The 24,318-nt window shown below is 51.4% G+C and carries 18 protein-coding genes; 15 read left to right on the top strand and 3 right to left on the bottom strand.

From position 1 onward, the window contains the following. Positions 1-265 precede the first annotated feature (265 nt). Together EG028_RS26050 and EG028_RS26045 are read left to right on the top strand one after the other, a co-directional pair. Positions 266-2,689: a hypothetical protein gene (locus EG028_RS26050; RefSeq protein ID WP_123864799.1), complete on the top strand. Its 2,424-nt coding sequence runs from the start codon at positions 266-268 to the stop codon at positions 2,687-2,689. A gap of 23 nt (positions 2,690-2,712) precedes the next feature. Further along, complete coding sequence (locus EG028_RS26045) at positions 2,713-4,014, top strand: patatin-like phospholipase family protein (protein ID WP_120515949.1); 1,302 nt, start codon at positions 2,713-2,715, stop codon at positions 4,012-4,014. A 70-nt stretch (positions 4,015-4,084) separates the two neighbouring features. Here EG028_RS26045 and EG028_RS26040 read toward each other — a convergent pair whose 3' ends face one another. Further along, on the bottom strand, positions 4,085-4,405 hold the full coding sequence (locus EG028_RS26040; RefSeq protein ID WP_120515950.1) for a hypothetical protein: 321 nt from the start codon (positions 4,403-4,405) through the stop codon (positions 4,085-4,087). 29 nt (positions 4,406-4,434) lie between these two features. Between EG028_RS26040 and EG028_RS26035 the strand changes: the two genes are divergently transcribed. Next, positions 4,435-5,136, top strand: coding sequence for a uracil-DNA glycosylase family protein (locus EG028_RS26035; protein ID WP_120515951.1), 702 nt, complete (start codon positions 4,435-4,437; stop codon positions 5,134-5,136). On the opposite strand, the gene EG028_RS26030 is transcribed toward EG028_RS26035, so the two are convergent. Next, positions 5,133-7,502: a TonB-dependent receptor gene (locus tag EG028_RS26030; protein ID WP_120516029.1), complete on the bottom strand. Its 2,370-nt coding sequence runs from the start codon at positions 7,500-7,502 to the stop codon at positions 5,133-5,135. The genes EG028_RS26035 and EG028_RS26030 overlap by 4 nt on opposite strands. A 133-nt stretch (positions 7,503-7,635) precedes the next feature. Beyond that, entirely contained in the window at positions 7,636-8,223 is a 588-nt protein-coding gene (locus EG028_RS26025) for a DUF3347 domain-containing protein (protein ID WP_162946374.1), read from the bottom strand. A gap of 69 nt (positions 8,224-8,292) precedes the next feature. Here EG028_RS26025 and EG028_RS26020 point away from each other — a divergent pair, with 69 nt between their 5' ends. The 12 genes from EG028_RS26020 to trhO all read left to right on the top strand — a co-directional run bounded on the left by EG028_RS26020 (position 8,293) and on the right by trhO (position 24,287). After that, entirely contained in the window at positions 8,293-10,248 is a 1,956-nt protein-coding gene (locus tag EG028_RS26020; protein WP_120515953.1) for an ABC-F family ATP-binding cassette domain-containing protein, read from the top strand. A gap of 294 nt (positions 10,249-10,542) precedes the next feature. Then, on the top strand, positions 10,543-11,823 hold the full coding sequence (locus tag EG028_RS26015) for a S41 family peptidase (RefSeq protein WP_123864798.1): 1,281 nt from the start codon (positions 10,543-10,545) through the stop codon (positions 11,821-11,823). Between the two features lie 11 nt (positions 11,824-11,834). Further along, complete coding sequence (locus tag EG028_RS26010; protein ID WP_120515955.1) at positions 11,835-12,383, top strand: RNA polymerase sigma factor; 549 nt, start codon at positions 11,835-11,837, stop codon at positions 12,381-12,383. A 60-nt stretch (positions 12,384-12,443) separates the two neighbouring features. After that, a complete protein-coding gene (locus EG028_RS26005; protein WP_162946376.1) occupies positions 12,444-13,436 on the top strand; it encodes a FecR family protein in 993 nt (330 codons plus the stop codon). Positions 13,437-13,464: 28 nt separating this feature from the next. Next, positions 13,465-16,710: a TonB-dependent receptor gene (locus tag EG028_RS26000; protein ID WP_120515957.1), complete on the top strand. Its 3,246-nt coding sequence runs from the start codon at positions 13,465-13,467 to the stop codon at positions 16,708-16,710. A 70-nt stretch (positions 16,711-16,780) separates the two neighbouring features. Continuing rightward, complete coding sequence (locus EG028_RS25995; protein ID WP_120515958.1) at positions 16,781-18,217, top strand: hypothetical protein; 1,437 nt, start codon at positions 16,781-16,783, stop codon at positions 18,215-18,217. 78 nt (positions 18,218-18,295) lie between these two features. Beyond that, positions 18,296-19,141 (top strand): hypothetical protein, encoded by an 846-nt coding sequence (locus EG028_RS25990; protein ID WP_120515959.1) that lies wholly within the window; start codon positions 18,296-18,298, stop codon positions 19,139-19,141. Between the two features lie 252 nt (positions 19,142-19,393). Continuing rightward, complete coding sequence (locus tag EG028_RS25985; protein WP_120515960.1) at positions 19,394-20,377, top strand: hypothetical protein; 984 nt, start codon at positions 19,394-19,396, stop codon at positions 20,375-20,377. Beyond that, positions 20,377-20,829 carry a hypothetical protein gene (locus EG028_RS25980; RefSeq protein ID WP_120515961.1) on the top strand — a complete coding sequence of 151 codons (453 nt, stop codon included), beginning with the start codon at positions 20,377-20,379 and terminating at the stop codon, positions 20,827-20,829. Before EG028_RS25985 ends, EG028_RS25980 begins: the two co-directional genes overlap by 1 nt. A gap of 187 nt (positions 20,830-21,016) precedes the next feature. After that, positions 21,017-22,039 (top strand): sensor histidine kinase, encoded by a 1,023-nt coding sequence (locus EG028_RS25975; protein ID WP_120515962.1) that lies wholly within the window; start codon positions 21,017-21,019, stop codon positions 22,037-22,039. Next, the gene (locus EG028_RS25970) at positions 22,036-22,728 is read left to right on the top strand and encodes a LytR/AlgR family response regulator transcription factor (RefSeq protein ID WP_120515963.1); all 693 of its coding nucleotides are present in this window, start codon (positions 22,036-22,038) and stop codon (positions 22,726-22,728) included. Before EG028_RS25975 ends, EG028_RS25970 begins: the two co-directional genes overlap by 4 nt. A gap of 506 nt (positions 22,729-23,234) precedes the next feature. Then, positions 23,235-24,287 carry an oxygen-dependent tRNA uridine(34) hydroxylase TrhO gene (trhO, locus tag EG028_RS25965; protein WP_120515964.1) on the top strand — a complete coding sequence of 351 codons (1,053 nt, stop codon included), beginning with the start codon at positions 23,235-23,237 and terminating at the stop codon, positions 24,285-24,287. Positions 24,288-24,318: the final 31 nt, after the last annotated feature.

Below are 24,318 nucleotides of genomic sequence, written 5' to 3'. Positions count from 1 at the left end.
TAAATCAATATTTCCCCCGGTACAAACAGCGCAGCTTAAAAAGCCCCGTCAGCACACCGTTTAAACGCAATTTTTCCCCGCAAACCCTTATCGTCTTTTTACCACCCGTATTTCTACGCAATTTTTTTTCAGCGTACCATTTCTCTTGTCAGGGGTTGATGCCCACCCTATCTTTGCATCTTCAAATTTGTTAGCCGCATATAACCCCTGTAAGGAAGCATTTAACCCTTTGGTATTTTATTTAACCTCAAAAAAACACCCAACAATGAGAACTGATCTGTTCCGCTTTGTGTCCAAGCGGTCTGTACAACGTATGCCCAAAGACAATGAGAAACAACAACTCATTACCCTTTTCCCTCCCGGCCAGTCCCCCGCCCTCGCTCACGAAGCCCCCATTACCCGCGCCGCCGCAGCGGAAGTAGTGAAAATTTTCCTGGACGACAACGAGGACCCCAAAGACATTAAAGAGCTCAACCTCATCACCCCCATTTACCAGGTGGACCAGGCGTTGCTCAAATGCAACAACCGCCTGCGTGCCGAAACCATCGGCGAAACCGTTAAAAAGGAAACCAATCTGCGTCTGAAAGACCTCGTGAAGCTTGATTCATTCAAAAGTGAGTTAACCCAACTTTCAAACCTCCTCTGGGGCGTGGTATCCACCCCTTCCAGCCGCGAAGCATTCCGGGAATTACTGCTGCGTGCGCGTTACATTTTCAGCCTGCTGGAAAAGCTGGCGGAAGCCGAAAAAGTAACCGGGAACAACGTGAGCTACAGCGTGGATGCCGATTATGTATTTAACTTCCTCACCCAGGGCATCATGGTGCTGCCCCGCCTCGAAAACGCGCCCGGCAACGCCCTCTCCCGCCAGCCTTCTATGGGCGACCTGCGCGTGGTAAAAGAAGAATGGGTGAGTTATGAACTGGGCGAAGTGGCCCACATCGAAAACGCGCTGCGGGGCGAAAGCCGCGAACGTACGCACAAGCTCAGCTCCACCCGCGAAGAAACCGTGTTCGTGGAAACGGAAACGGAGGTAACCACCCAGCGCGACCTGGAAACTACGGACCGTTTTGAAATGCAGTCCGAAGTGAGCCGCACCCTGGCCGAAGACGCAGATATGTCCATCGGCGCCAGCGTAACCGCCTCCTACGGCGTGATCAAAGAAGCTACCGCCACCTTCGATTATGCCACCAGCACTTCCCGCGAGGAGTCCAACAAAACGTCTTCCCAATACGCCAAAGAGATCACGGCCCGCTCTTCCGAACGCGTGAACGAACGGATCAAAGAGCAGCGCACCGTGCGTACCGTCGTGACCATGGAGGAAAACAACCGCCACACGATAGACAACAGCCGCGGCGACAGGCATGTCACCGGCATCTACCGCTGGGTGAACAAAAAGTACAAAGCCCAGGTGTTCGACTACGGAAAACGTATGCTGCTGGAATTTATCGTGCCCGAGCCCGCCGCATTCCTCAAAAAAGCAGTGAACGGAAAGTTTGACAACCCCGAAATACCTGAGCACATTCAGAAAAAGAAACCCGTGTTTCCCGGTCCGGATTTCCAGCCCTCTTCCATCACCCGTGGCAACTACCTGGAGCTGAGCAAACAATACGGCCCGCAGCTGGATGCGCCGCAGCCTGAGCTGGTGACCGTGAGCAAGGCCCTGCACCTCAGCGACGAAGAGAATAAGGACTTTGTGCGCAACTTCGTTTCCAACAACGAACTGACCATCCCCGCAGAATACGAAGGCCGCCGCTTCTGGGCCACTTACCTCTGCTGGACGCATACCGAAAACGGCGGTTATTTTGCCCTCTCCGTCGGCAACCAGTGGATCAACAAACAGGTCACCGGCGACGGTGACGCGGAAGGCCACCTGGGCATTTTTGATTTCGGGGAAGTACAGACCCAGAGCGTGCCGGTAAGCATCCGCTGCGAATCGCTCTACGGGTATACCTGCAACATCGTGATAGAATGTGTGCTGCGCAAAGAGCAGTTGGAGAAATGGCAACTGGCCGCTTATGCGAAGATCATGGACCACCTGAACAAACAGCAGCTGCAATACGAGCAGGAAGTACGCGAGTTCCTGGCCACCACCGGCATGGAGAAAATCATAGCAGTACAGGGTAAAAACCCGGCGGACAACCGCATCACGGAAAGGACCGAACTGAAACGCTCCGTGATCGCCATGCTGCAGCAGCATTATTTTGACCAGCCGCCTTTCAACCAGCAGGCGGTGACAAACGGGAAGATCAACTTCGACGTGGCCCGTATGGAGCGCGATCATATCCAGTGGTTCGAGCAGGCCTTTGAATGGCAGAACCTCACCTTCGCCCTTTATCCTTACTTCTACAACGATGCCGCCGAGTGGCCGAAGATACTGACCGCAGAAGGTCACCAGGACCCGAAGTTCGGCGCTTTCCTGGACGCGGGCGCGGCAAGAGTGGTAGTACCGGTGAGAAGCAATTTTGAAAAAGCGATGGCATTTTACCTGGCCACCGGCATTATCTGGAAAGGCGGGCAGGTGCCGCAGGTGAACGATCCGCTGTACCTCTCCATTGTCCAGGAGATACAGGAGCAGACGGAAGGCGGCGCCGAAGGCACACCGGTGGACGAGCCATGGGAATACTCCCTGCCCACCAGCCTGGTAATGCTGCAACCAGATGCTACCCTTCCCCGTAACACGCAGAATTGACCACCGGCCCAAATTATAATACAATGACTTCATTAGATAAACCCCTCAGCCCTGAGGAAGTGGAATACCTTTCCTTTGAAGGCGGAGGCGGAAAGGGCAATGCTTTTCTCGGCGCCATCAGGGCGCTGGAAGATCACATGATCCTGCGCGTGGAAAACGGCCTGCCCGCCGGAATCAAAGGCATATCCGGCGCTTCCGCGGGCGCTATCACCGCTATGCTGCTCGGCACCGGGCATTCCAGCCTGGACATCGCCAACATCCTGAAAGCGGATTTTGAAGACTTCTTTGACGGGCCCGATCCCTCCATGGTATTCAAACCCGGCACGCGGATGAACTTCGTGCCGAACAAACCGGCACTCTCGCGTTTCCTGATCGAAAAGGAACACCTGGTGAACACCCTGCTGCATATGATACCCGTGGTGCCGGACTGGATCCTCAGGTGGCTGCTGAAAAGTTTTATCATGGATGACGGGCAATCCCTCCGCGACAAGATCGAAAGCAGCGAATGGCACGCCAACTTTCTCCGGACGGAACCGGTGTACAAGGTGCGGCTGCTCAATCAGATCATGGCGAACCTGGGTGACTTCAGGGACAGCGTGTTTATGGATTTCGGGATATTCAACGGGATGAAGATCCATTATTTCTTCAACCATGTCGTGGACATGAAAATGCGCCCCGATCCCAAAAAGAAACTCATCGACTGGTCCAGCAGTTTCCAGTACACACACGACGCACGCGTAAAATGGTGGACGATGAAAGAAGTGGTGGATAAATTCGGGATAGACCTGAAATTTACCGCCGTGAATTTCAGGACGGGCAATGTGCAGATATTGTCCAGGGATACCACGCCGAACCTGCCGATAGCCACGGCTGTGCGTATGAGCATGAGCCTGCCGCTGATCTTTAAGCCGGTACTCATAGACAGGGTTTTTGCGGATCAAATCGTGCCGCCGCAGGACCGCGCGGATGCAGGTAAAATATGGGAAGGGCTCTGGGTGGACGGCGGGTATTTCGATAACGCGCCCATCCGCGTATTCCCCGGTGAAAGCGCCCTGCTGTTCCGTCTTGGCCCCCGCGCCGAAGATAATACCCTCACGAACTTCGGGCATTACATGAGTACGTACCTCAAACTGGGACTGTTTGGCAGCGGCGCCGGACAGGTCACCAAAACCAGTTACCAGTACAACAAACACATCATCCAGCTGGACGTTACCGGCACAGACCTTCTCAAGTTCAACATGACGCCGGCCGAACAGGCAGAGCTTATGCGGAAGAACCAGAAAATAGTGACGGACTATTTCAAAGAGGCGAAGGCTGGTAAATAAACAGTAAAGCCCTTGCGATTGCAGGGGCTTTATTCATTTGGCATGAACCGGCATACCCGGTATCACCAGGCTAGGTATGAATTTTAAACAGCACCAGCAAGGTGAGTATACAAATAAGCCAGGTGGTAAAGTCATGTATGAGTTTCTTTCGCCAGAACAACAGGGACAGCACCAATATCTGGATAACCGCGAAGACCCTGGGCATTACATGCATATTTTTAACGGACATTGCGCCTTCCCCATACCAAAAAAAATCAGCTAAAACACAGGCGAACAACATCAGGTAAGTGAATCCAACATTCAGGATAATTATCAAAACTCCAGGCAGGGATTTTTTCATCATGCGGGTAAAAATATTAAATAATTTAATGGCCGCAAATGCAGCGAACATTTTTTCCTCCCGGAACCTTATTTTTGGGGATGCAAACTTTCGCGGACAAGATCATCCACTTCAACACCCATCTCCATTACACCGGCCAGCTGCCCAAAGGCGTGAACATCATGAACCCCTTTGCGGAACAGCCCATGGTAGTGGAAGTCATGAAACAGTTCTACCGGAAATTTTACAACGATACCCACACCCGCCGCATGATCATCGGCATTAACCCCGGGCGTTTCGGCGCGGCGCTCACCGGCGTGCCTTTCACGGATTCCAAAAGACTGGAAGATCCCTGTGGTATTCATTTCCCAGGCCCGCCGGCCTACGAAGTGAGCAGCGTATATGTCTATGATGTGATTGCCGCCTATGGAGGCCCGGCCGCTTTTTACAAAGACTTTTATATCGGCGCCATGAGCCCGCTGGGTTTTACGGTGGACAAACCCGGCGGAAAGGTCGTGAACTATAATTACTACGACAGCAAAGCCCTTACAGAGGCCGTGTATGATTTTATGCTGGAAAATCTGCGCAAACAAACCACCTTCGGCATAGACCGGGCGGTAGGTTATTGCCTCGGCACCGGCAAAAATGCCGACTTCATTTTACGCCTCAATGAAAAGGAAAAGTTATTCGACCGGATTATTCCTTTAGAACATCCACGGTTCATTATGCAGTACAAGCTGAAGAAAAAGCAGGAATATATTGATAAGTACATGGAGGCGTTCAGTGCTGGCAGGGAAGATTAGAATTTAAAATTCCAGGTAATGGAAGGAATGATCGGGAACAGCGACACTTGTTTCGCTTTGATCTCCAGGCTCCCGTCCAGCACGTTCCCCGTCTGGTCGAAATAGATAAAATAAGGATTCATCCGGCTGTAAGTATTGTAGATGGAAAAAGCCCAGCTGCTGGTGAGCCTGCGGTTCGGGTTTTTCTTTTTGGGGGTATACACGGCTGAGAGGTCCAGGCGGTGATAGGGTTTCATGCGGTAGCTGTTGAGATCACCGTATTCCTGGGTGAGCACGCCGTCCAGGAAATAAAACTTCTCGGGTAAAGTAGTAGTGTTGCCGGAGCCGAAGATAAACACCCCGGAAAACGTCCAGCGGGGGCTGTGCTCGTAGCTGGCTACCACGGCGAGGTCATGACGGCGGTCGTATTTGGCGGGGAAACGTTTGCCACCGTTCAAGGCGGGGAATTGCCGCCAGGTCCAGGCAAGGGTGTAACCTATCCAGCCGGTGAGTTTTCCTTTTATTTTGTGGATGAACAGCTCCGCCCCATAGGCATATCCTTTGCCGTATACAAATTCTTCTTCAGGGTCCTTTAAGGAAGGCGTATATCCTTCGCGGTATTCCACCTGGTTGCGCATGTCCTTGTAATAGGCTTCCAGCGAGGCTTCCCAGCTATTGTTCGCAAAGTTGCGGAAATAACCGGCGGAATATTGCCAGCTGAACTGCGGTTTGACGAGGTAGGTACTGGGCACCCAGATATCTGTAGGCAAGGTACTGCCGGCATTGGTCACGAGGTGGATATACTGGTTGTTCCGCGTCACGGAGGCTTTCACGGATTCGCGGTCGTTCCAGGCATAACGAAGCAGCAGGCGGGGTTCCAGGCCGCCGTAACTGCGCACCTCCTGCCCTCTCCCGTATACGGTGCTGTCCAGTTTGTTACCATCCTGGTTGCGGGTGTAGCGGGTATAGGGGCCTATCTGCCGGAAACCGCTGTACCGCAGGCCGATATTGGCTTTCAGGCGCGGGCTGATCTCCCAGTCGTCCTGGATGTACAGCGCGGCTTCATGGGCGTATTTACGCGCGGCATTGTCCGGCTGAAATACCGTAGTGTCCTGCCTTCCGGATACGGAGCTGGGTGTAAAGGTGTGATAGATATAATTGCCGCCGAATTTGATATGATGTTTCAGGTTCAGGAAATAGTCGAAGTCCAGCTTGCCATTGTAGTCTTTTATGCCGGAATTCAGTTGAATAGTAAACCCTTCATTGATGGCGCCGAAGGAGAATTTATAATCGTTGTAGATCAGAGAGGTGTTCGCAAAGAGTTTTTTATTGAACACATGATTCCAGCGGAGCGTGGCGGTGTTGTTCCCCCAGGGGATGTGCGCCTCAAAACTTCTGTCCCCGTTGCGGAAGCGGAATACATCGCGGCCGAGGTAACCGCTCAGGAAGATTCGGTCTTTGGCGGAGAACTGGTAGTTTGCTTTGGCATTGAGGTCATAGAAATAATACCCGGAACCGTAGAAGGAACTGCTTTTCCGTACGAAAGGTTTGGCGAGCAGATCGGCATAGGTCCGGCGGGCGGAGATCATAAAACTGGACTTGTCTTTTTGCAGCGGCCCCTGTATGTTCAGCCGCGAAGCGATGGCGCCGATGCCGCCTTCCGCCTGCCATTGCTGGTTGTTGCCGTCTTTCATGGTCACATCCACCACGGAGGAAAGCCTGCCGCCGTAATTCGCTGGCATACCGCCTTTGATGAGGGTGACGTTTTTGATGGCGTCCGCATTGAAAATGGAGAAAAAACCGAACAGGTGGCCGGTATTGTACACGGGCGCTTCGTCCAGCAGGATGAGGTTCTGATCCGGCCCGCCGCCCCTTACATAAAAACCGGCGTTGCCCTCTCCCGCCGCCTGTACGCCGGGCAACAGCTGTAGTATTTTCAGCGGGTCCACTTCGCCCATAAGGGCGGGGAGTTTTTTCATTTGTTCGGTGCTCAGCTCCACCTTGCCCATGTCCGTATTTTTGATGTTTTCATCCTTCCGCCGGTCCGTGATCACCACTTCTTTGGCCTGGAAAGAACGGGGCACCAGCAATGCGGTCACATTCCGGTCCGCGCCGGCCTTTACGGGCCGCTCCTGCGGCTGGTAACCGATGAAGGTAAAAACAAGCGTATGTTCACCCGGGGGAAGCGTGACGGCGAAAAAACCGTAGGTGTTGGTCTGTACGCCCCTGGTAGTGCCTTTGATGCCGATGCTTGCGCCAATGAGGGATTCGCCGGTGGTACTGTCGCGTACATAGCCGCTCACTGTATACCCTTGCTGGGCATAAGCCTGCTGTGCAAACAGCCATGCATATACGAAAAGGAAGATCCTTACGGCGGTGCGGGGCATGGTTACAGGTTTATCAACTGATATGGTATATACAGGCGGCGCCGGCATATTGTTCCCGGCGCCGCCGGATTTATCAAAAAAGTAACGGGTCTATAGGAAGCTGCTTTATTGCTGTTAAAAAGGGTGCGTGCGGCTATTGGAACTGTAAAGTATCCGTCACGGACCCGCAATGCAGCATTTCATCCCCGAAATAAGGATTTACGACTTCTGTGGTATCGCTCAGCCAGTGCGCGCCACGGTTGTTGAATGCCATGGGGCAATGCTGGCGGTACACGGTCCTGCCTTTAAAACCGGTGGTTTGCAGCAGATCGTACAGCTGGTCGCTTACCATCTGGAAAGAAGACCGGCGGCTGTCCAGCCCGCCTTTTTCGATGATCAGGCCCGCCAGCTCCGCGGAAATGCTGCCGGTGCTCACCGCCAGGTCCGCCGCGCGGCTGCTGTCTATCCCCAGCCGGGCGATGGGCAGGCTGTCCATATGATACTTTAATGCCATCGCGGCGATATCCGCCCCCATGGTATCCCCCTTCACCAGGGCGCTGCTGAGCTGGTAATAGGCTGCCATGGCTACTTTCAGCGAATCATAATATTCATCCGTAAACGGGGCCTGCAAAGTATTGGCCGCAGCCGCGGAATCCGTCCCGGTATTCTCTTTCCCGCCCTGCTGGCAGGCCGTGAATACCGCGCCGGCGGCTATGATCCATAAATATTGTTTAATTCTCATGCGGTGCATTTTGCCTCAAATATAGGACCAAAAAATATACTATCTTTGCGGGTTTAATAGCAATTAGGTATGCTCATCGCCCTGCAGGACATAACATTTGAATTTGGCGCAAGAACCATTATAGAGGATTCTTCCTGGCACATTATTCCCGGTGACCGGGTAGGCCTTATCGGCCTGAACGGTACCGGCAAATCCACGCTGCTCCGTATTATCAACGGGGATTATACCATCTCGAAAGGCAGTATCAACAAGATCAGGAACCTGAGCCTCGGGTTCTTCAACCAGGATCTGTTGAGCTTCGAAACGGAGAATTCCGTGATTTCTGTGGGAATGACCGCCTTTGAACAGGCGCTGAAAGTGGAAAAAGAGCTCGAAGAGCTCACCGCAAAGCTGGAACACTCGCAGGATGATGCGCTGCTGCATGAATATGCGGACAAACTGCATGAATTCGATACGCTGGACGGCTACAATATCCGCCACAAAACCGCCACCGTACTGGAAGGCCTCGGTTTCAGCACCGCAGACCTCGAGCGCCCTTACAACCAGTTCTCCGGCGGCTGGCGCATGCGTGTACTCCTCGCCAAACTCATCCTGCAGCAGCCGGACGTGCTGATGCTCGATGAACCGACGAACCACCTTGACCTTCCCTCCATCGAATGGCTGGAAAAATACCTCAGCAACTACAACGGCGCCGTGATCATCGTGAGCCACGACCGCTATTTCCTCGATAAAATGGTGAACAAGGTGGTAGAACTCTACCAGCAGCAGCTTCACCATTATGCCGGCAACTATTCCGACTACGAAGAAGAAAAAGTAATGCGCCGCGACCTTCAGCAGCGCGCTTACGAAAACCAGCAGGATTACATCCGCCAGCAGGAACGTTTTATCGAACGTTTTAAAGCCAAAGCCTCCAAAGCCGCCCAGGCGCAGAGTATCGCCAAAAGACTGGACAAACTCGAGCGCGTGGAACAGGTGGACGGCGGCCCGGCCAAGATCAGGATGAACTTTTCCGTGGACAAAATGCCCGGGAAGATACTCTGCACGCTGAACGGCGTGGGTAAAGCGTTTGGCCAGCTGGAAATTCTAAAAAACGCCTCCGCGGAGATCAACCGCGGAGACAAAATAGCCCTCATCGGGGCCAATGGTAAGGGTAAATCTACCCTCCTGCGCGTGATCGCAGGCACAGAGCCTTACACCGGCGAACGCGTGCCGGGTCACAACGTGGTGACCAGCTTTTACGCACAGCACCAGCTGGAATCGCTTCACCTCGAAAACGAGATACTCGAAGAGTTGAAAGGCTGCGGTAGCGGCCTTACGGAAATGGAATTACGTGGATTGCTCGGGTGCTTCCTTTTCCAGGGCGATGATGTGTTCAAAAAGATCCGCATACTCTCCGGCGGTGAAAAGGCGCGTGTGGCACTGGCAAAAGTGATTGTGGGCAAAGCGAACTTCCTGATGCTCGATGAGCCCACGAACCACCTGGACATCAATTCCGTGGAAATGCTCATAGACGCCCTCGGTAAATACGAAGGCAGCCTGGTGCTGGTAAGCCACGACCGTTATTTTGTGTCCAAAACCGCGAACAAGATCTGGGAGATCGTGGACGGGGAGATCAAAGAATTCAAAGGCACCTACGGCGAGTGGGAAGAATGGAAAAAGCGCCAGGCACTGGCTGCTTTACCGGCCAAACCTGAGAAGGAAAAAAAAAGTCCTTCAGTAGCCCAGCCGCAGCCCGCTAAACCGGCTTCTACGCCCAAAACGGCCATAGACAAGGACCTGCAAAAAGAGCTGCAAAAGCAGCAACGCCAGTTTCAGCAGCTGGAGCAGCAGATCGCCGGGTTAAAAGACAAACTGAAGCAATTGGAAGCAGATATGGCGGAGCCGGAGATCTACGCGAACAAAGACAAGTTCCGGGCAACGGAAGATGCCTATAAAAAGACCAATGCAGACCTGGCAAAACTCAATTCCGATTACGAAACCATATTTGAAAAGGTAATGGAACTGGAAGAGAAAATGCAGGGATAGAATCATATTTGTTTGAATTAAAAGACCGCACTGCACTGGCAGCGCGGTCTTTTGTATTTCAGGGCTTTCCCCCGGCCCTTTTGTATTTAGCGCATACCCCTTCATCCTCAATACGTTCCGTTTTCCCCCTCACAGTCTTAATTTTAACTTAACACATTAAAGTTGTTTATCGTCCAAAACTTGGTAATTTTTACTTAAACTTTCCACCCTGTGAAGCGGCTTGTTTTGTATTGCATTGCTTGTTATCTACTCCTGCCCGGGCTTACCGCCTGTAATAAGCAAGATGCGCCTTTCATGCCCACCGACAGCATCGGCCGGGTGAACAAATGGGTGCTGGACAGCATGAAACGGTATTATTACTGGTCCGATCATCTTCCCAACCACCCGGACTATACCTTATCCCCGCCGGATTTTTTCAGCAGCCTGCTGGTTCCGCAGGACCGTTTTTCCTGGATCAGCGATGCAAGGACCATATTGCCGCCGGGCAATGCTTATTTCAGCTACGGGCTTCATTACGCGTTTATTTCCCTGCCCGGCTACACCGACGGGCTCGTGGGTGTAGCGACGTTTGTGAACCAGGGCAGCGCGGCGGCAAAGGCGGGATTGGTACGGGGCAGCTGTTTTATAAAAGTGGACGGCAACGCGGTGACGGCGCAGAACCTGGAGGCGGTGAACACCCGGATGAACGGGCACGGCGCTACGCCCCTGCGGATCACGCCCGCGGTATGGGACAATGGCGTGCTGACCCCCGGTGCGGAAAAAAGCCTGGCCGCTGACTTTGGAATGGAAGAGGGCGTGTTGTATACGCGCAGTTTTACGGAGAACAGGAAAATCACCGGGTATCTTTATTACGGTTCCTTCAACGAAGCATACGATTCGCGCCTGATAACCGCTTTTCAAAAATTACGGAATGCCGGCGTAAATGAGCTTATCTTAGACCTGCGTTATAATGCGGGCGGCAGTGTGGCCAGCAGCGCAAAACTGGCGGCCATGATCGCTTCGGGCCTCAAAGCAACGGACAATTACGCGATATACGCGGGCAATGCAAAGTTGGGAAAGGCCCCGAGAACCTTACAAGCCGTGCTGAATACATCAGGCAATGCAGTGGGCAGGAATTACAGCCAGCTGCAAACCGTACAGCTTAATCTGCAGCGGGTATTTATCCTTACCACCAAAGGCACCGTATCTGCGGCAGAGCTTATTATCAACAATCTTAAACCTTACCTGCAGGTGATACAAATAGGAGAAACCACAATGGGAAAAGACGAAGCCGCATTTCTGATGCAACAGGCCCCGTGGCAGATCCAGCCAACCGTATATAAATTATTTAATGCCAGTAACCAGGGGGATTACAGCAACGGGCTGGTGCCGCAGCACCGTATCACCGAGCTGGCCACCCTGCCGCTGGCGGAATTGGGTACAACAAACGAACCGCTGACAGCCGCCGCTTTAGGGCTTATTTACGAGCATATGCCACCTGCCCCTCCCGTACAGCTCAGGCGCGTGCCCGTCAAATTAATATATGATGCCGCGACAGAACAGGCCAGGCACGCTTCTCCCGTTATCATTCATTAATCTGAATTATTATGACGCCTACAGAACAGGACATTGCTTTCCGCCGGTACTTCGATGCCAGCTACCCGCGGGTAAAGGCTTACCTGGCCAATGTGCTGGACACCAACCTGCATGTGGACGATATCGCACAGGAAGTATATATTAAACTATGGAATAAGTGGGATACCCTGGATCATTCCCTGAACACAGACCCGTACCTGTTCACCATCGTGCGTCATACCATCATTTCCTATTTCCGTAGCGCAAAGACCCGGAAGACGGTAGTGCTCCGCGAATCCAGCGAAGAAGAACATGCCCAGGAAGAATCCGCTTCGGAAAGGATCCAACAGAAAGAGTATATCCAGGTGTATGAACAAACCCTCAGCAATATCCAAATGGACAAACAAAGATGTTTCCGCCTGCACTGGGACGGAGGCCTCACCTACCGCCAGATAGCAGAGAAAGAAGGTATATCCGTGAAGACGGTGGAGCGTTACATCCGCGAGATCAAACATATCCTCCGCAGCCGTCTGGATGTAAAAACATTGTATGTAATCCTGCTTATCAGGCTGTTTACCTGAGTTAACATTTTGGTAATACAAAATTTGTCTGTTGCCCACCCTCAGATGCGTGTTATTGGTATGGACACACAATTGATCCGATCTTATCTCAAACAAATGGCAGCCGGCGGGCTGGACCGGCAGCAGGAAGAATGGCTGCTGCAGACGCTCGGGACCGCTACGGAAGACGAGCTGCTGGAGATATACCCGGAGGCTGAATGGCAGGAAACAGTGCCCGCGCCCGTCAGCCAAAGGGAACTGGATAGAGTATATACCAAAGTCACCGGGAAACGCCACACCCCGGTTTTACATATTTACATATGGAGAGCCGCCTGCGCGGCAGTGGCATTACTGCTTACGGGCTCGCTTTACTGGGCTTACGAAAAACAGCGCCCCGCCACAGAAACCGTTAACGACCTGGCGAGATGGAATACCTATTCCACTTCAGAAGGAGAAAACAGGGTGATCACACTGGCCGATGAATCCAGGATCTACCTGAACGGCGCCACTACCCTGCAGATACCGGAGCAATTCGATAAAGACGGGAGGCGTATCAGGCTGGTGAAAGGGGAGGCATTTGTAGTAGTAGCCCATGACCCAACCAAGCCATTTTCGGTGGAAATGGACGCTGTACGGGTAAATGTACTCGGCACGTCCTTCAATATGCGCAGTTACCCGGAAGAGCACATTGCTACGGTAGCCGTACAATCCGGTAAAGTGGCAATGCAGCTCACGGGAACACCCCATGAACTAATACTTACGCCCGGCACCATGGGCACCTTTGAGAAAAAAGGGCGCTTGCTGAGTATGCGGGAAAATAGAAGCAAACACGATGGTTGGATCAGGAAAGAATTTTATTTCGATGATGTGCCACTCCGTGACGTGCTCCGCCGGCTGCATTATGCATATGGTTTTGAGTTCCGCACGGACGATGAACACTTATTAGACAGGCCAGTGAAAGCTACCTTCAAACACATGAAGGTGAATGAGATCGTGAGAGTACTGGGAAAAATGGGGCAGTTCAGATATACGGTAAAAGATTCTGTTGTTTATATACGCTCATCTCAAAAATAAAACCTCCCTTATAAAATAAATTGTACGAATGAAAAAAACTTTACAGATGCCCTTGATCAGGAAGGGCGTGGGAATGTTATGTCTCGCTTTGATGCTGTTCACCCTCATATCAGGATTCAGGGTCAGCGCTCAACCAACAGAAAAGAGAATGGATGCAATATTTACGCACGCACCATTAAAGGAAGTATTTGATTTTCTTGAAGCACAAACCGGCTATGCCGTGAATTATTTCAAAGATGAAGTGAACCTCCAGGACAAAGTAAGCCTTCATTTACAACAGGCTACCACCGAAGAAATTTTAAAATCCGCCCTGCAGCAAACACATTACAGTTACCAGCTGGACGGCCGGATGATCATTATCCGGAAAAAACAGGAAACGCCCGCCCGCGTGAACACCGGCAAAGTAGCCGGCACCCTGCTGGACGAAAAGACCGGCGAGCCCATCATTGGCGCCACCGTGCGCACCGGCAGCAAAGGCACCGTTACCGACGTAAAAGGACAATATATACTCGAACTCCCCACAGGCAGCTATACACTGGAGATCAGCTCTGTCGGTTACAATAATAAAAAGATCACGCAGGTGAATATCACCACAGGACAGGTGGTAACCCTGGACATCACTTTATCCCTGGCCAAAGGCACGCTGAAAGGCGTGGAAGTGGTAGGCACGGCCCAGAGAGAAACACTCTCTGCGCTGTATGCCCGCCAGCGGAACAACATCGCCCTCAGCGACGGCATCAGCGCGGAACAGATCCGCCGTACACCGGACAACAACGTGGCGCAGGTGTTAAAACGCATCAGCGGCCTCACCGTACAGGACAATAAATTTGTGGTAGTAAGGGGCATGAGTGAAAGGTATAACAACGTGCTGCTGAACGGATCTTCACTGCCCAGCTCCGAACCCAACCGCCGCAACTTTTCTTTTGATATCGTGCCGAGCAACCTCATAGACAATGTAGTGGTGAACAAAACCGCCACTGCGGATATGCCCGGCGAATTCACGGGCGGCCTTGTGCAGGTGAACACGATCGATATACCGAGGCAGAATTTTATCCTGTTCCAGGCAGGTACCGGATGGAACAACAACAGCACCGGCAAGGACTTCTACAGCACCCGCCGCCTGAATAGCGACTATTGGGGCGCCGCGGGCGATGAACGCCGCTGGTTCAACAAAGAATGGAAACCTGCTGGTTACCAGGCGGCAATAGTCGACAATGACCGCGCCACCATCAACGCCATGAATGCGAAGGTGCCGAACTTCTACGGTCTGCATAAATACACCGCCAAACCCATGCAGCAATACCAGCTTTCCCTGGGTGGCAGCAAGGAAGTAGGTGAAGGCAGAACACTGGGACTGGTACTGGCCGGCACTTACCGCCATGAAGAGAACATTGAGAACTATGACGCCTGGTTCCGCGCAAGCCCAACTATCGTGGACACAGCGCACGAATACCAGTTCATCACCTCTGTCGGTGCCATTGGCAACATTGCTTACCAGACTAAAAAACACAAGCTGGTATGGCGTAATATCTTTAACCGCCGTTTCCACCACGACAACATCGTGCAGAATGCCACCGATAAAGGACGTTTTGGCACACAGCGGGAATATATATCCCTCCTGGAAACCGGCGACCTTTTCCAGACAAGGCTGGAAGGCGAACATCTGCTCAGCAAAGGCGGTATCAAATTCAATTGGTTTGCGGACCATGCCAAAGTAAATAAAGAACAGCCGCACACGATTTATTCACAGGCGCAGATAGAGGATTTTGACGAGGCTTCCGGAAAACAAAGACTCCGCTGGGATGTACTCCGCTCCGATGCGTCGAACATCAACGAAGGCGGGGTATTCACCTACGCACTGGAAGAAAAGAAGCAGAATATCGGGGGGGATTTTACCATTCCCTTCAAAGTAGGTGAACTGGCACAGAAGATCAAGACCGGCTACTGGGGCACCTTTCGAAAGGCTACCTACGAGCAGGCCACATTGATCCCAACCACGGTTGAAAGAGCGCCAAGAGGCACACAGATAGCCGATTCCATCGGTTTCGGCAGAGCGGATTATGAAATCTATACACCGGAGAATTTCGGGGCGGGCCTGCTTTATTACAAACCCGTATCCGCTACCGGCGTGAGCGCGGCGGATTATTACGACGGCACACAAAACCTGCATGCCGCCTACCTGATGGCCGATCTTCAGCCGCTGGAAAAACTGCACATTATAGCTGGTATAAGGTATGAGAACAATATGATGCGGGTGCACAATTTCGCTTCCTTCGCGGACGCTCAGAGCGCCAACCTGCTGGACACCACGGTGACCTACCGCGAATCTGACTGGCTGCCTTCGTTGAACATCATTTATAACCTCACCCCGAAGATCAATGTGAGAGCGGCTTACAGCAAAACGCTCGCAAGACCGGACTTCAGAGAGCGCGCCAGCTTCGTGTATTACGACCTGCGCCTTCGCCAGACCGTGATCGGTGCCAAAGGGTTGGAATACAGCAGGGCAAACAACGTGGACCTTCGTTTTGAATGGTACCCAAGCCCGGTAGAGATACTGTCTGTGACCGCTTTCTATAAAAAATACAAAAAACCGGTGGAGACGGTGAACAACCAGATGGCCGACAACAAATATTCCGTTTTCTACTTTAATCTGGAAGACGCTGAGAATAGAGGGCTGGAACTGGATTACCGCCACTCTTTCTCCTTTATCAAAAAAACATCCAACTTCTGGAAGAATCTTTTCCTGAGCGCGAACTTCACGATCATGGAGAGCAAGGTGAGCTACAATGAAAAGAAACTGAGAGCGGAAGCGCAGAGCATCCCTTACGATCCGAGCATGGATTCCGCTGCTACCATACGCACCAGGCCTTTGCAGGGATTGTCCCCTTACATCATCAACGGCGGGCTTTCTTACCAGGGTAATATCATCGGCGCAAACGTTACGTACAACCGCATCGGCCGCCGCGTGTTATTTGCCGGGATAGATGATTATGACGATATCTACGAAAACCCGCGCGATGTGATCGATCTTCAGCTGAGCGCGCGCCTGCTGAAGCAGAAAATGGAGATACGTTTTAATGTAAGCGATCTGCTGAACCAATACTATATAGATTATTTCAATAAAGTACCTGAAGCTAACCCACCCACTTCCCCTTCAGGTCTCAGTAATGTAGATGACCCGAAAGGCATGGGATATAACCCGGATTCAGACTGGAAATTGAAACGTACGAAAAGAGGTACCGCTTTTACATTCACCATTAGCTACCGCCTGTAGCAATGCGAAAACCCACAGTTCATTCATCATGATAAAACCCGACAAGTTAACTGCTTTTTAAAACACTTTTATGAAAAAACATGTTTTGTTGATTGCCCTCGCAGCCGGTGTATTTGCAACGGCTTGTAAAAAAGAAAAAGAAGCATCAGGTGCTGATGACCGCGGACTGACTGCCGGTACCATCAACACTCCCTGCACCGGTGCCTTTGGCCCTGTTGACCTGCCGGAAATCATTAGCGGAAACCGCACCCTGTCCAACGATACTATCTACCTGCTGGATGGTAAAACCTGGGTAAAAAACGGTACCCTCACCATTGAACCCGGTACTGTTATCAGAGGTGTAAAAAAAGCTACCGCAGCCGACGCGTCTGCGCTGATCGTTACTACTGGCGCACTGATCAACGCGCAGGGTACTGAAACCTGTCCGATCGTATTCACTTCTAACGAAGCTACACCTGCCCCTGGCGACTGGGGTGGTGTTGTGATCTTAGGTAATGCTGAAATTTGCACTCCCTCAGGTACTGCACAAATCGAAGGTATTACCGCTGCTCCCGCAGGTGTGACTTACACTTATGGAGGTACTACTGCCGATGCGACATCTGGTGTATTCAGCTATGTGCGTATCGAGTATGCCGGCGCTGTGATCATCGAAGGTAATGAGCTGAACGGCCTGACCCTGGGTGGCGTAGGTTGCGGCACCAAACTGGACCACGTTGCTACTTATTACGGTGCTGACGATGGCTTCGAATTCTTCGGTGGCAACGTAAATGCTAAATACCTCCTGGCAGTAGCCAACAACGATGACCAGTTCGACTTCGACTTCGGTTATCGCGGTTCCCTGCAGTTCCTGGTGTCTATCATTGACCCTGCTGCTGCATATGCAGCCAACAACTCAAACGGTATCGAATCAGATGGCGGCACTGTAGTAACAAATCCTGAAAGGATTTGTCATACACGCCCTGTTATTTCCAACATGACCATTGTAGGTGCTGAAGGTTCTACTACCAGCCCGCTCCTGTATGGTGCTCGCGTTAGAGTAAACAGCCATATCGTATTCCGTAACAGCATCATTACTGGCTATCCTGCAGCTGGTATCACCCTGGAATCTGCACATTCAATAGCAAGCAACGCCGGTACTGCAAACGATACCTGCCGCTCTGCTGTAGATAGCACTTACATCTTCGATGATATCGTAGAAACTTCAGGCACTACCGAGTATCTGAACGTATCACCCCGTCACAGCAGCGCAGCAATCGCCGCTAACCCGGGTAACATTGGTCTGAATGGTCCTTTCTCTACCACTATGTCAGACTACTTTGATTCGTTCTCTCAATTACTGGCCCCCTCAACTACACCGGCTACGCTCCCGGGTCGTTTCTGTGGCCTGTCTCCTGTTGCATGCAGCACTGTATTCTCATTCAACACCGTATCCTGGAAAGGTGGTGCACTTGACGCAGCTGGTAACTACTGGCTGAGTGATTCCTGGTTACAATTCTCAGGATATTAATAAGATTTAAATCCGTCATGATGAATTAACTGAAGAGGGCGGGCCGTAACCCGTCCTCTATTTAAATAAAATACAAATATGAACAAAACGATTTTTACACTGCTAACCATCATTTTATTTGCTTCCTGCCAGAAAAAAGGCGAGTTGCTTACTTCTCCTGAATATTTCGAAGTCACCCTCAAATGGTTTTACACTCCGAACAACCTCACCGCATACCGCGTTGAAGTAGAAGGCGAGAAGCTGACAGACAGCCTGATGTATGGCAGCGCCCCCTACAACCTGGTTACCAAAGTACTTTCCGGCAGCACTAAAGGCATGAAAAGACTGGTGCTGAAGGTAAATGAAACGGACAGCACCGTGCTGGACACTACTTTTGAAATAAGTGGTAAAACTACCTTGCAACTCCTGGCCATTGACCCCACAGACAGGCCCCAGATAATGAAAGGTAATAGTGGTGGTAGCGAAGAAGCTGACCCGGCCGACAGGAGCAATACAAAGATCAGATACTATTACTCTGATCCCAAACTCCCCGATTCCATTAAGATGATCTTTTACCGTGGCAATCCAAACGTAAGGCCTTTTACATACGAACAACCTTCCGTTGCCGAACTGGTTGTAAAACGCTCGGAATTCTCTTCCTATCTTGATCTGAAAATGGATACCTACGGCAGAAATACTTATTTCCTTTTCCAGATCATCAATGCCCAAACGGGCGAAATGGTGCAGGATATCTCCATTACCAGCACCGTACTGGCCAATGCCATCGGTTATACAGAAACCATGAGCGCCACCAGTACCAAGGCTTCAAACGGCCTCCCCAATTTTAAAATAGTGACTACCATCCTCAAGTGGGGTGAAGCCGATGCTCCCGCCGCACGAAGAAACAAATTTCATGACCAGCCCTTATTCCAAACTCGTTGGTAAGTAAAAACCCTCTTTGTCCATGTTAGCCATCCTTGTGAAAGGCAATCAGTAAAATGGTTGCCTTTGTTTTTTGTATCTGCTGCTATGCTGCACCGGCCTAAGAGACAACCGCCCAATATCATCATCTTAAACACTTATTAAAAGGGTTGGAATACAGCAGGGCAAACAACGTGGACCTTGTAGCAATGCGAAAATCCACAGTTCATTCATCATGATAAAACCGATAAGTTAACTGCTTTTTAAAACACTTTTATGAAAAAACATGTTTTGTTAATTGCCCTCGCAGCCGGTGTATTTGCAACGGCTTGTAAAAAAGAAAAAGAAGTAGCAGGTGCTGATGACCGCGGACTGACTGCCGGTACCATCAACACTCCCTGCACCGGTGCCTTTGGCCCTGTTGACCTGCCGGAAATCATTAGCGGAAACCGCACCCTGTCCAACGATACTATCTACCTGCTGGATGGTAAAACCTGGGTAAAAAACGGTACCCTCACCATTGAACCCGGCACCGTTATTAAAGGTGTTAAAAAAAGCACACCTGCACAGGCTTCTGGGCTGATCATCACCACCGGCGCACAGATCAACGCACAGGGTACTGAAACCTGCCCGATCGTATTCACTTCCAACGAAACTTCTCCCGTACCGGGCGATTGGGGTGGTGTTGTGATCTTAGGTAATGCTAAAATTTGCACTCCCACAGGTACTGCACAAATCGAAGGTATTACAGCTGCTCCTCCAGGTGTGACTTACACTTATGGTGGTACTACTGCCGATGCCACCTCTGGTATATTCAGCTATGTGCGTATCGAGTACGCCGGCGCTGTGATCAGCCAAGGTAATGAGCTGAACGGCCTGACCCTGGGTGGCGTAGGTTGCGGCACCAAACTGGACCATATTGCGACCTATTATGGGGCTGATGATGGTTTCGAGTTCTTCGGTGGCAACGTAAATGCTAAATACCTCCTGGCGGTAGCCAACCACGATGACCAGTTCGATTTCGACTTCGGTTATCGCGGTTCCCTGCAGTTCCTGGTGTCTATCATCGACCCTGCGGTCGCTTATGCGAACAACAACTCCAACGGTATCGAATCAGACGGTGGCACCGGTACTGTGATCATCCCTGAATCTGTTTGTCACACCCGTCCTGTGATCTCCAACATGACCATCGTAGGTGCTGAAACTCCTACTTCCAGCCCGCTCCTTATGGTGCGCGTATCAAGGGAAACAGCCATGTAGTGTTCCGTAACAGCATCATTTACGGTTACCCCTTAGCTGGCATCACCCTGGAAGGTGGACACGCCAATAACGCCGGCCTGGATAAAGATACCTGCCGTTCAGCCCCAGACAGCACCTACATCTTTAACGACGTTGTTGAAACTACAGGCGCTATCGAGTACCTGAACGTTTCTCCCCGTCACAGCAGCGCTGTTATTGCCGCCAACCCGTCAAACATCGGTCTGAACTCACCGTTCCTGACCAGCGGCATGCTGGATTATTTCGATCCGCTGATCGAAGCACTGGCTCCGTCAGCTACACCGGCTACTCTCCCGGTTCGTTTCTGCGGTCTGTCTCCGGTTGCCTGCAGCGGCGTATTCTCTTTCGACACCGTAACCTGGAAAGGTGGTGCACTTGATGCATCCGGCGCTTACTGGCTGTCTCAGGATTGGGCACAGTTCTCCGGATATTGATTAAAATTCTGAATCCGTCATGATGAATTAACTGTAGAGGGCGGGCCGTAACCCGTCATCCTTGTGAAAGGCAATCAGTAAAATGGTTGCCTTTGTTTTTGTCCCGTCAGGCCCCCCATTCGTCAAGCCGATCCAACTTTTCATGTAATACAGGTATCCGCCAAATGCCGTACATTTAAATTACGGTATGAACTTCCTGAAAAAGATCTACAACTGGCGGCTGCATCATATCCTGTTCTGGGCCGCATTCTTTGTGGTGTGGATCACATTGCGGATAGACGATTACCCGGACCTCACGCCCACCGTGCTGGCTGGTCTCCTCAAAGTGCTGTCCCTGGCGGGAGCGGTCTATTTTACCAATTACGTGCTGATCCCGAAATACCTCTACACCAGGCGGTACATCGCCTTTTTTCTCAGTTTTACCGCCCTGGTGGCCGTTACCGGCTTTGCCGTAATCAAAGTGCTGAACCTGATACTCCGGCCCTACGCCTCCACCATCACCCACTGGCCCAATGCCACGCTGAATTCACAGCTCTACGATGTGTATATCCCCCTCTTTTTTATGGTGGGCGCGGCCGCGGGCATCAAATTCTATATCGACCAGCTCAGGACGCTCCACCGCCTGCAAGGCGCCCTCCGCGCCGGGGCCGAACAGGAACTGCAGTTCCTCCGCTCCCAGATCAACCCGCACTCGCTGTTCAACTCCCTCAATACCATTTATTTCCTGATAGACAAAGACAACCGCGAAGCCCGGGACACGCTGATGCAGTTCTCCGGGCTGCTGCGTTACCAGCTGTATGAATGTAATACCGAACGGGTGGACATTGCCAGGGAGATCCAGTACCTCCGCAGCTACGTGGCCATCCAGCGGCTGCGGCACGGGGAACAGTACGATATCGTGTTCGAACATTCCCCGGGGGTGAAAGACTTTGCCATTGCACCGCTGCTGCTCATCCCCTTCGTGGAAAACGCCTTCAAACACGTATCCCATCACGGCGCCAATTCAATCCATATTATAATGGAGCGTCATGACGGCGAGTTCCGCTTCCGCGTGCACAATACCCGCGAGCCCAAACCCGCCGCGGGAAACGGGGGTATCGGCCTGGCCAATGTGAAAAGAAGACTGGAATTGTTGTATAATGGCAAACATTCACTGGTGATCCGCACCGAGCCGGACACCTATTCCGTCACCTTAACGCTTCAGGTATGAACCTCCGGTGCCTCGTAGTGGACGATGAGCCACTGGCCCGCAAAGGGCTCAAAGAATATATCGCGGACGTCAGTTTCCTGGATCTGGCGGGCGAATGCGATTCCGCCATCAAAGCGGTGGATTTCCTGCATAAAGAACAGGTGGACATCCTGTTCCTCGATATTCAAATGCCCCGCATGACCGGGCTGGAACTGCTGCGCACCCTGCCGCAGCATCCCCTGGTGATACTCACCACCGCTTATGCGGATTATGCCGTGGAAAGTTTTGAGCTGGACGTGTTCGACTACCTGCTGAAACCAGTGTCTTTCGAACGGTTCCTCAAAGCCGTGAACAAAGCCAAAACCCTGCTGAAAAAGGAAACGGCGGAGTACTTTTTTATCAAATGCGATAATAAACTGGAAAAGATAGCTTTAGCGGAAGTGTTGTACACGGAAGCGCTGCAGAATTATGTGGCCATCCATACCCCTACGCGGAAATACATCACCTACCTGACGTTTAACGGAGTGGAGGAATACCTGCCCGGGGAACGTTTCCTGAAAGTACACAAGTCATTTATTGTGGCGCTGGACAAAATAGAAAGCATCGAGGGCAATGAACTGATCATCGGCGGCCATCACATCCCTATCAGCCGTAACCTGAAGGACGAAGTCATGGAAAAGATCCTGCACAACAGGTTCCTGAAACGGTGAGGGCCGCCCTTTAAAAGACAAAAAGCCGCCCGGCTTCTCTTGCCGGACAGCTTTTTATCTTTGCTTGCCAGATGTAAAAATTTTCAGATCAATACCGGCCTCCTCTTCTCCGATTGCTTCTTGCTTCTGAGCTTTTCGCCTTCTGATCATTTCCACCGAAGTGATAGGCCGCGAGCCGGTATAACCAAAGGGCAACAATAGCGGCGACGAAATAATACGTATACACATTCATATAGGTGCTTTTAGGGGTATTTAAGTGACTGTCCTCACGGGGTCTTGTCCTACTCTACTTCCCTATTTTCCAAAAGCGTGCCATGTTTGTTAATGCCGGTTCGTATGTGAAACAGCTATAAATGAATTAATTGATTTATGTGTTTTGATTCCCAATACTTTTGCCTGAGGGGTAAACTGACTCAAAAAAATTTATCGTAAATTTGCGGCGTCATAACACGGATGTGCTATGTCAGGAATTTTGTTCCACCGGCGTTGGTCCTTAAAATTCAAACATGGTTTTACATAACAGATTGTCTGCCACAGAGCTTAAGCAAAAGCTGGCGGAAGAAACATTCAAACGCGTTACTGTTTCCTTTTATCAGTACGCCAAAATAGCAGCCCCCCGGGCCTTCCGGGATAGTCTTTACGAGGCCCTCTTTCAACTCGGCGTTTTCGGAAGGATCTATGTGGCGCATGAGGGTATAAATGCCCAGGTGAGCATCCCCGAACAACATTTTGTAGCATTCCGTCAACACCTGGACACCATTCCCTTCTTAAAAGATATCCGCCTGAACGTTGCCGTGGATGACAATGGCAGGTCTTTCTGGGTTTTAAAGATCAAAGTGCGGGAAAAGATCGTGGCGGACGGCATCACGGACCCCGCTTTTGGCATGGATAACCGGGGGAAATACGTAAACGCGGAAGAATTTAACCGCCTGACGGACGACCCGGACACCGTGGTGATAGACATGCGCAATCATTATGAATTTGAGGTGGGCCACTTCGACCAGGCGCTGGAAGTACCCTCGGACACTTTCCGGGAGCAGCTGCCCATGGCCGTGGACATGATGAAGGACCAGAAGGACAAAAACATCATCATGTATTGCACCGGCGGCATCCGCTGCGAAAAAGCCTCCGCTTACATGCTCCACCAGGGGTTCAAAAATGTGTTCCACCTGGAAGGCGGGATCATTGAGTATACGAACAAAGCGCGGGAAATGGGCCTGCCCAACAAGTTCAAGGGTAAAAACTTCGTATTCGACGATCGCCTCGGCGAGCGTATCTCCGAAGAGATCATCAGCCAGTGCCACCAATGCGGCGAGCCCTGCGACACCCATACCAATTGTGCGAACGAAGGCTGTCACCTTTTGTTTATCCAATGTGAAAAATGCGCAGCGAAATATAACGGATGCTGCAGCGATGCCTGCACGGAAGTGCTGGCGCTGCCGGAAGAGCAGCAGGCCGAGCTGCGCAAAGGAATTGATAAAGGCCTGATGCTGTTCAACAAACGCAAACGCAGGAGGAATTCTGCTTCAAAAGAAGACGGAAATAAACAAACTGAATAACATACACACCGCATTTCAGCGGATGAAATAA

It is taken from the genome of Chitinophaga barathri (assembly GCF_003807585.1).
GTDB lineage: Bacteria > Bacteroidota > Bacteroidia > Chitinophagales > Chitinophagaceae > Chitinophaga > Chitinophaga barathri.
This window is presented reverse-complemented; position numbering and strand designations above follow the sequence as displayed.

Coding starts and splice junctions, on each gene's coding strand:
- EG028_RS26050 (WP_123864799.1), top strand. CDS start 266: ATGAGAACTGATCTGTTCCGCTTTGTGTCCAAGCGGTCTGTACAACGT.
- EG028_RS26045 (WP_120515949.1), top strand. CDS start 2,713: ATGACTTCATTAGATAAACCCCTCAGCCCTGAGGAAGTGGAATACCTT.
- EG028_RS26040 (WP_120515950.1), bottom strand. CDS start 4,405: ATGTTCGCTGCATTTGCGGCCATTAAATTATTTAATATTTTTACCCGC.
- EG028_RS26035 (WP_120515951.1), top strand. CDS start 4,435: ATGCAAACTTTCGCGGACAAGATCATCCACTTCAACACCCATCTCCAT.
- EG028_RS26030 (WP_120516029.1), bottom strand. CDS start 7,502: ATGCCCCGCACCGCCGTAAGGATCTTCCTTTTCGTATATGCATGGCTG.
- EG028_RS26025 (WP_162946374.1), bottom strand. CDS start 8,223: ATGAGAATTAAACAATATTTATGGATCATAGCCGCCGGCGCGGTATTC.
- EG028_RS26020 (WP_120515953.1), top strand. CDS start 8,293: ATGCTCATCGCCCTGCAGGACATAACATTTGAATTTGGCGCAAGAACC.
- EG028_RS26015 (WP_123864798.1), top strand. CDS start 10,543: ATGCCCACCGACAGCATCGGCCGGGTGAACAAATGGGTGCTGGACAGC.
- EG028_RS26010 (WP_120515955.1), top strand. CDS start 11,835: ATGACGCCTACAGAACAGGACATTGCTTTCCGCCGGTACTTCGATGCC.
- EG028_RS26005 (WP_162946376.1), top strand. CDS start 12,444: ATGGACACACAATTGATCCGATCTTATCTCAAACAAATGGCAGCCGGC.
- EG028_RS26000 (WP_120515957.1), top strand. CDS start 13,465: ATGAAAAAAACTTTACAGATGCCCTTGATCAGGAAGGGCGTGGGAATG.
- EG028_RS25995 (WP_120515958.1), top strand. CDS start 16,781: ATGAAAAAACATGTTTTGTTGATTGCCCTCGCAGCCGGTGTATTTGCA.
- EG028_RS25990 (WP_120515959.1), top strand. CDS start 18,296: ATGAACAAAACGATTTTTACACTGCTAACCATCATTTTATTTGCTTCC.
- EG028_RS25985 (WP_120515960.1), top strand. CDS start 19,394: ATGAAAAAACATGTTTTGTTAATTGCCCTCGCAGCCGGTGTATTTGCA.
- EG028_RS25975 (WP_120515962.1), top strand. CDS start 21,017: ATGAACTTCCTGAAAAAGATCTACAACTGGCGGCTGCATCATATCCTG.
- EG028_RS25970 (WP_120515963.1), top strand. CDS start 22,036: ATGAACCTCCGGTGCCTCGTAGTGGACGATGAGCCACTGGCCCGCAAA.
- trhO (WP_120515964.1), top strand. CDS start 23,235: ATGGTTTTACATAACAGATTGTCTGCCACAGAGCTTAAGCAAAAGCTG.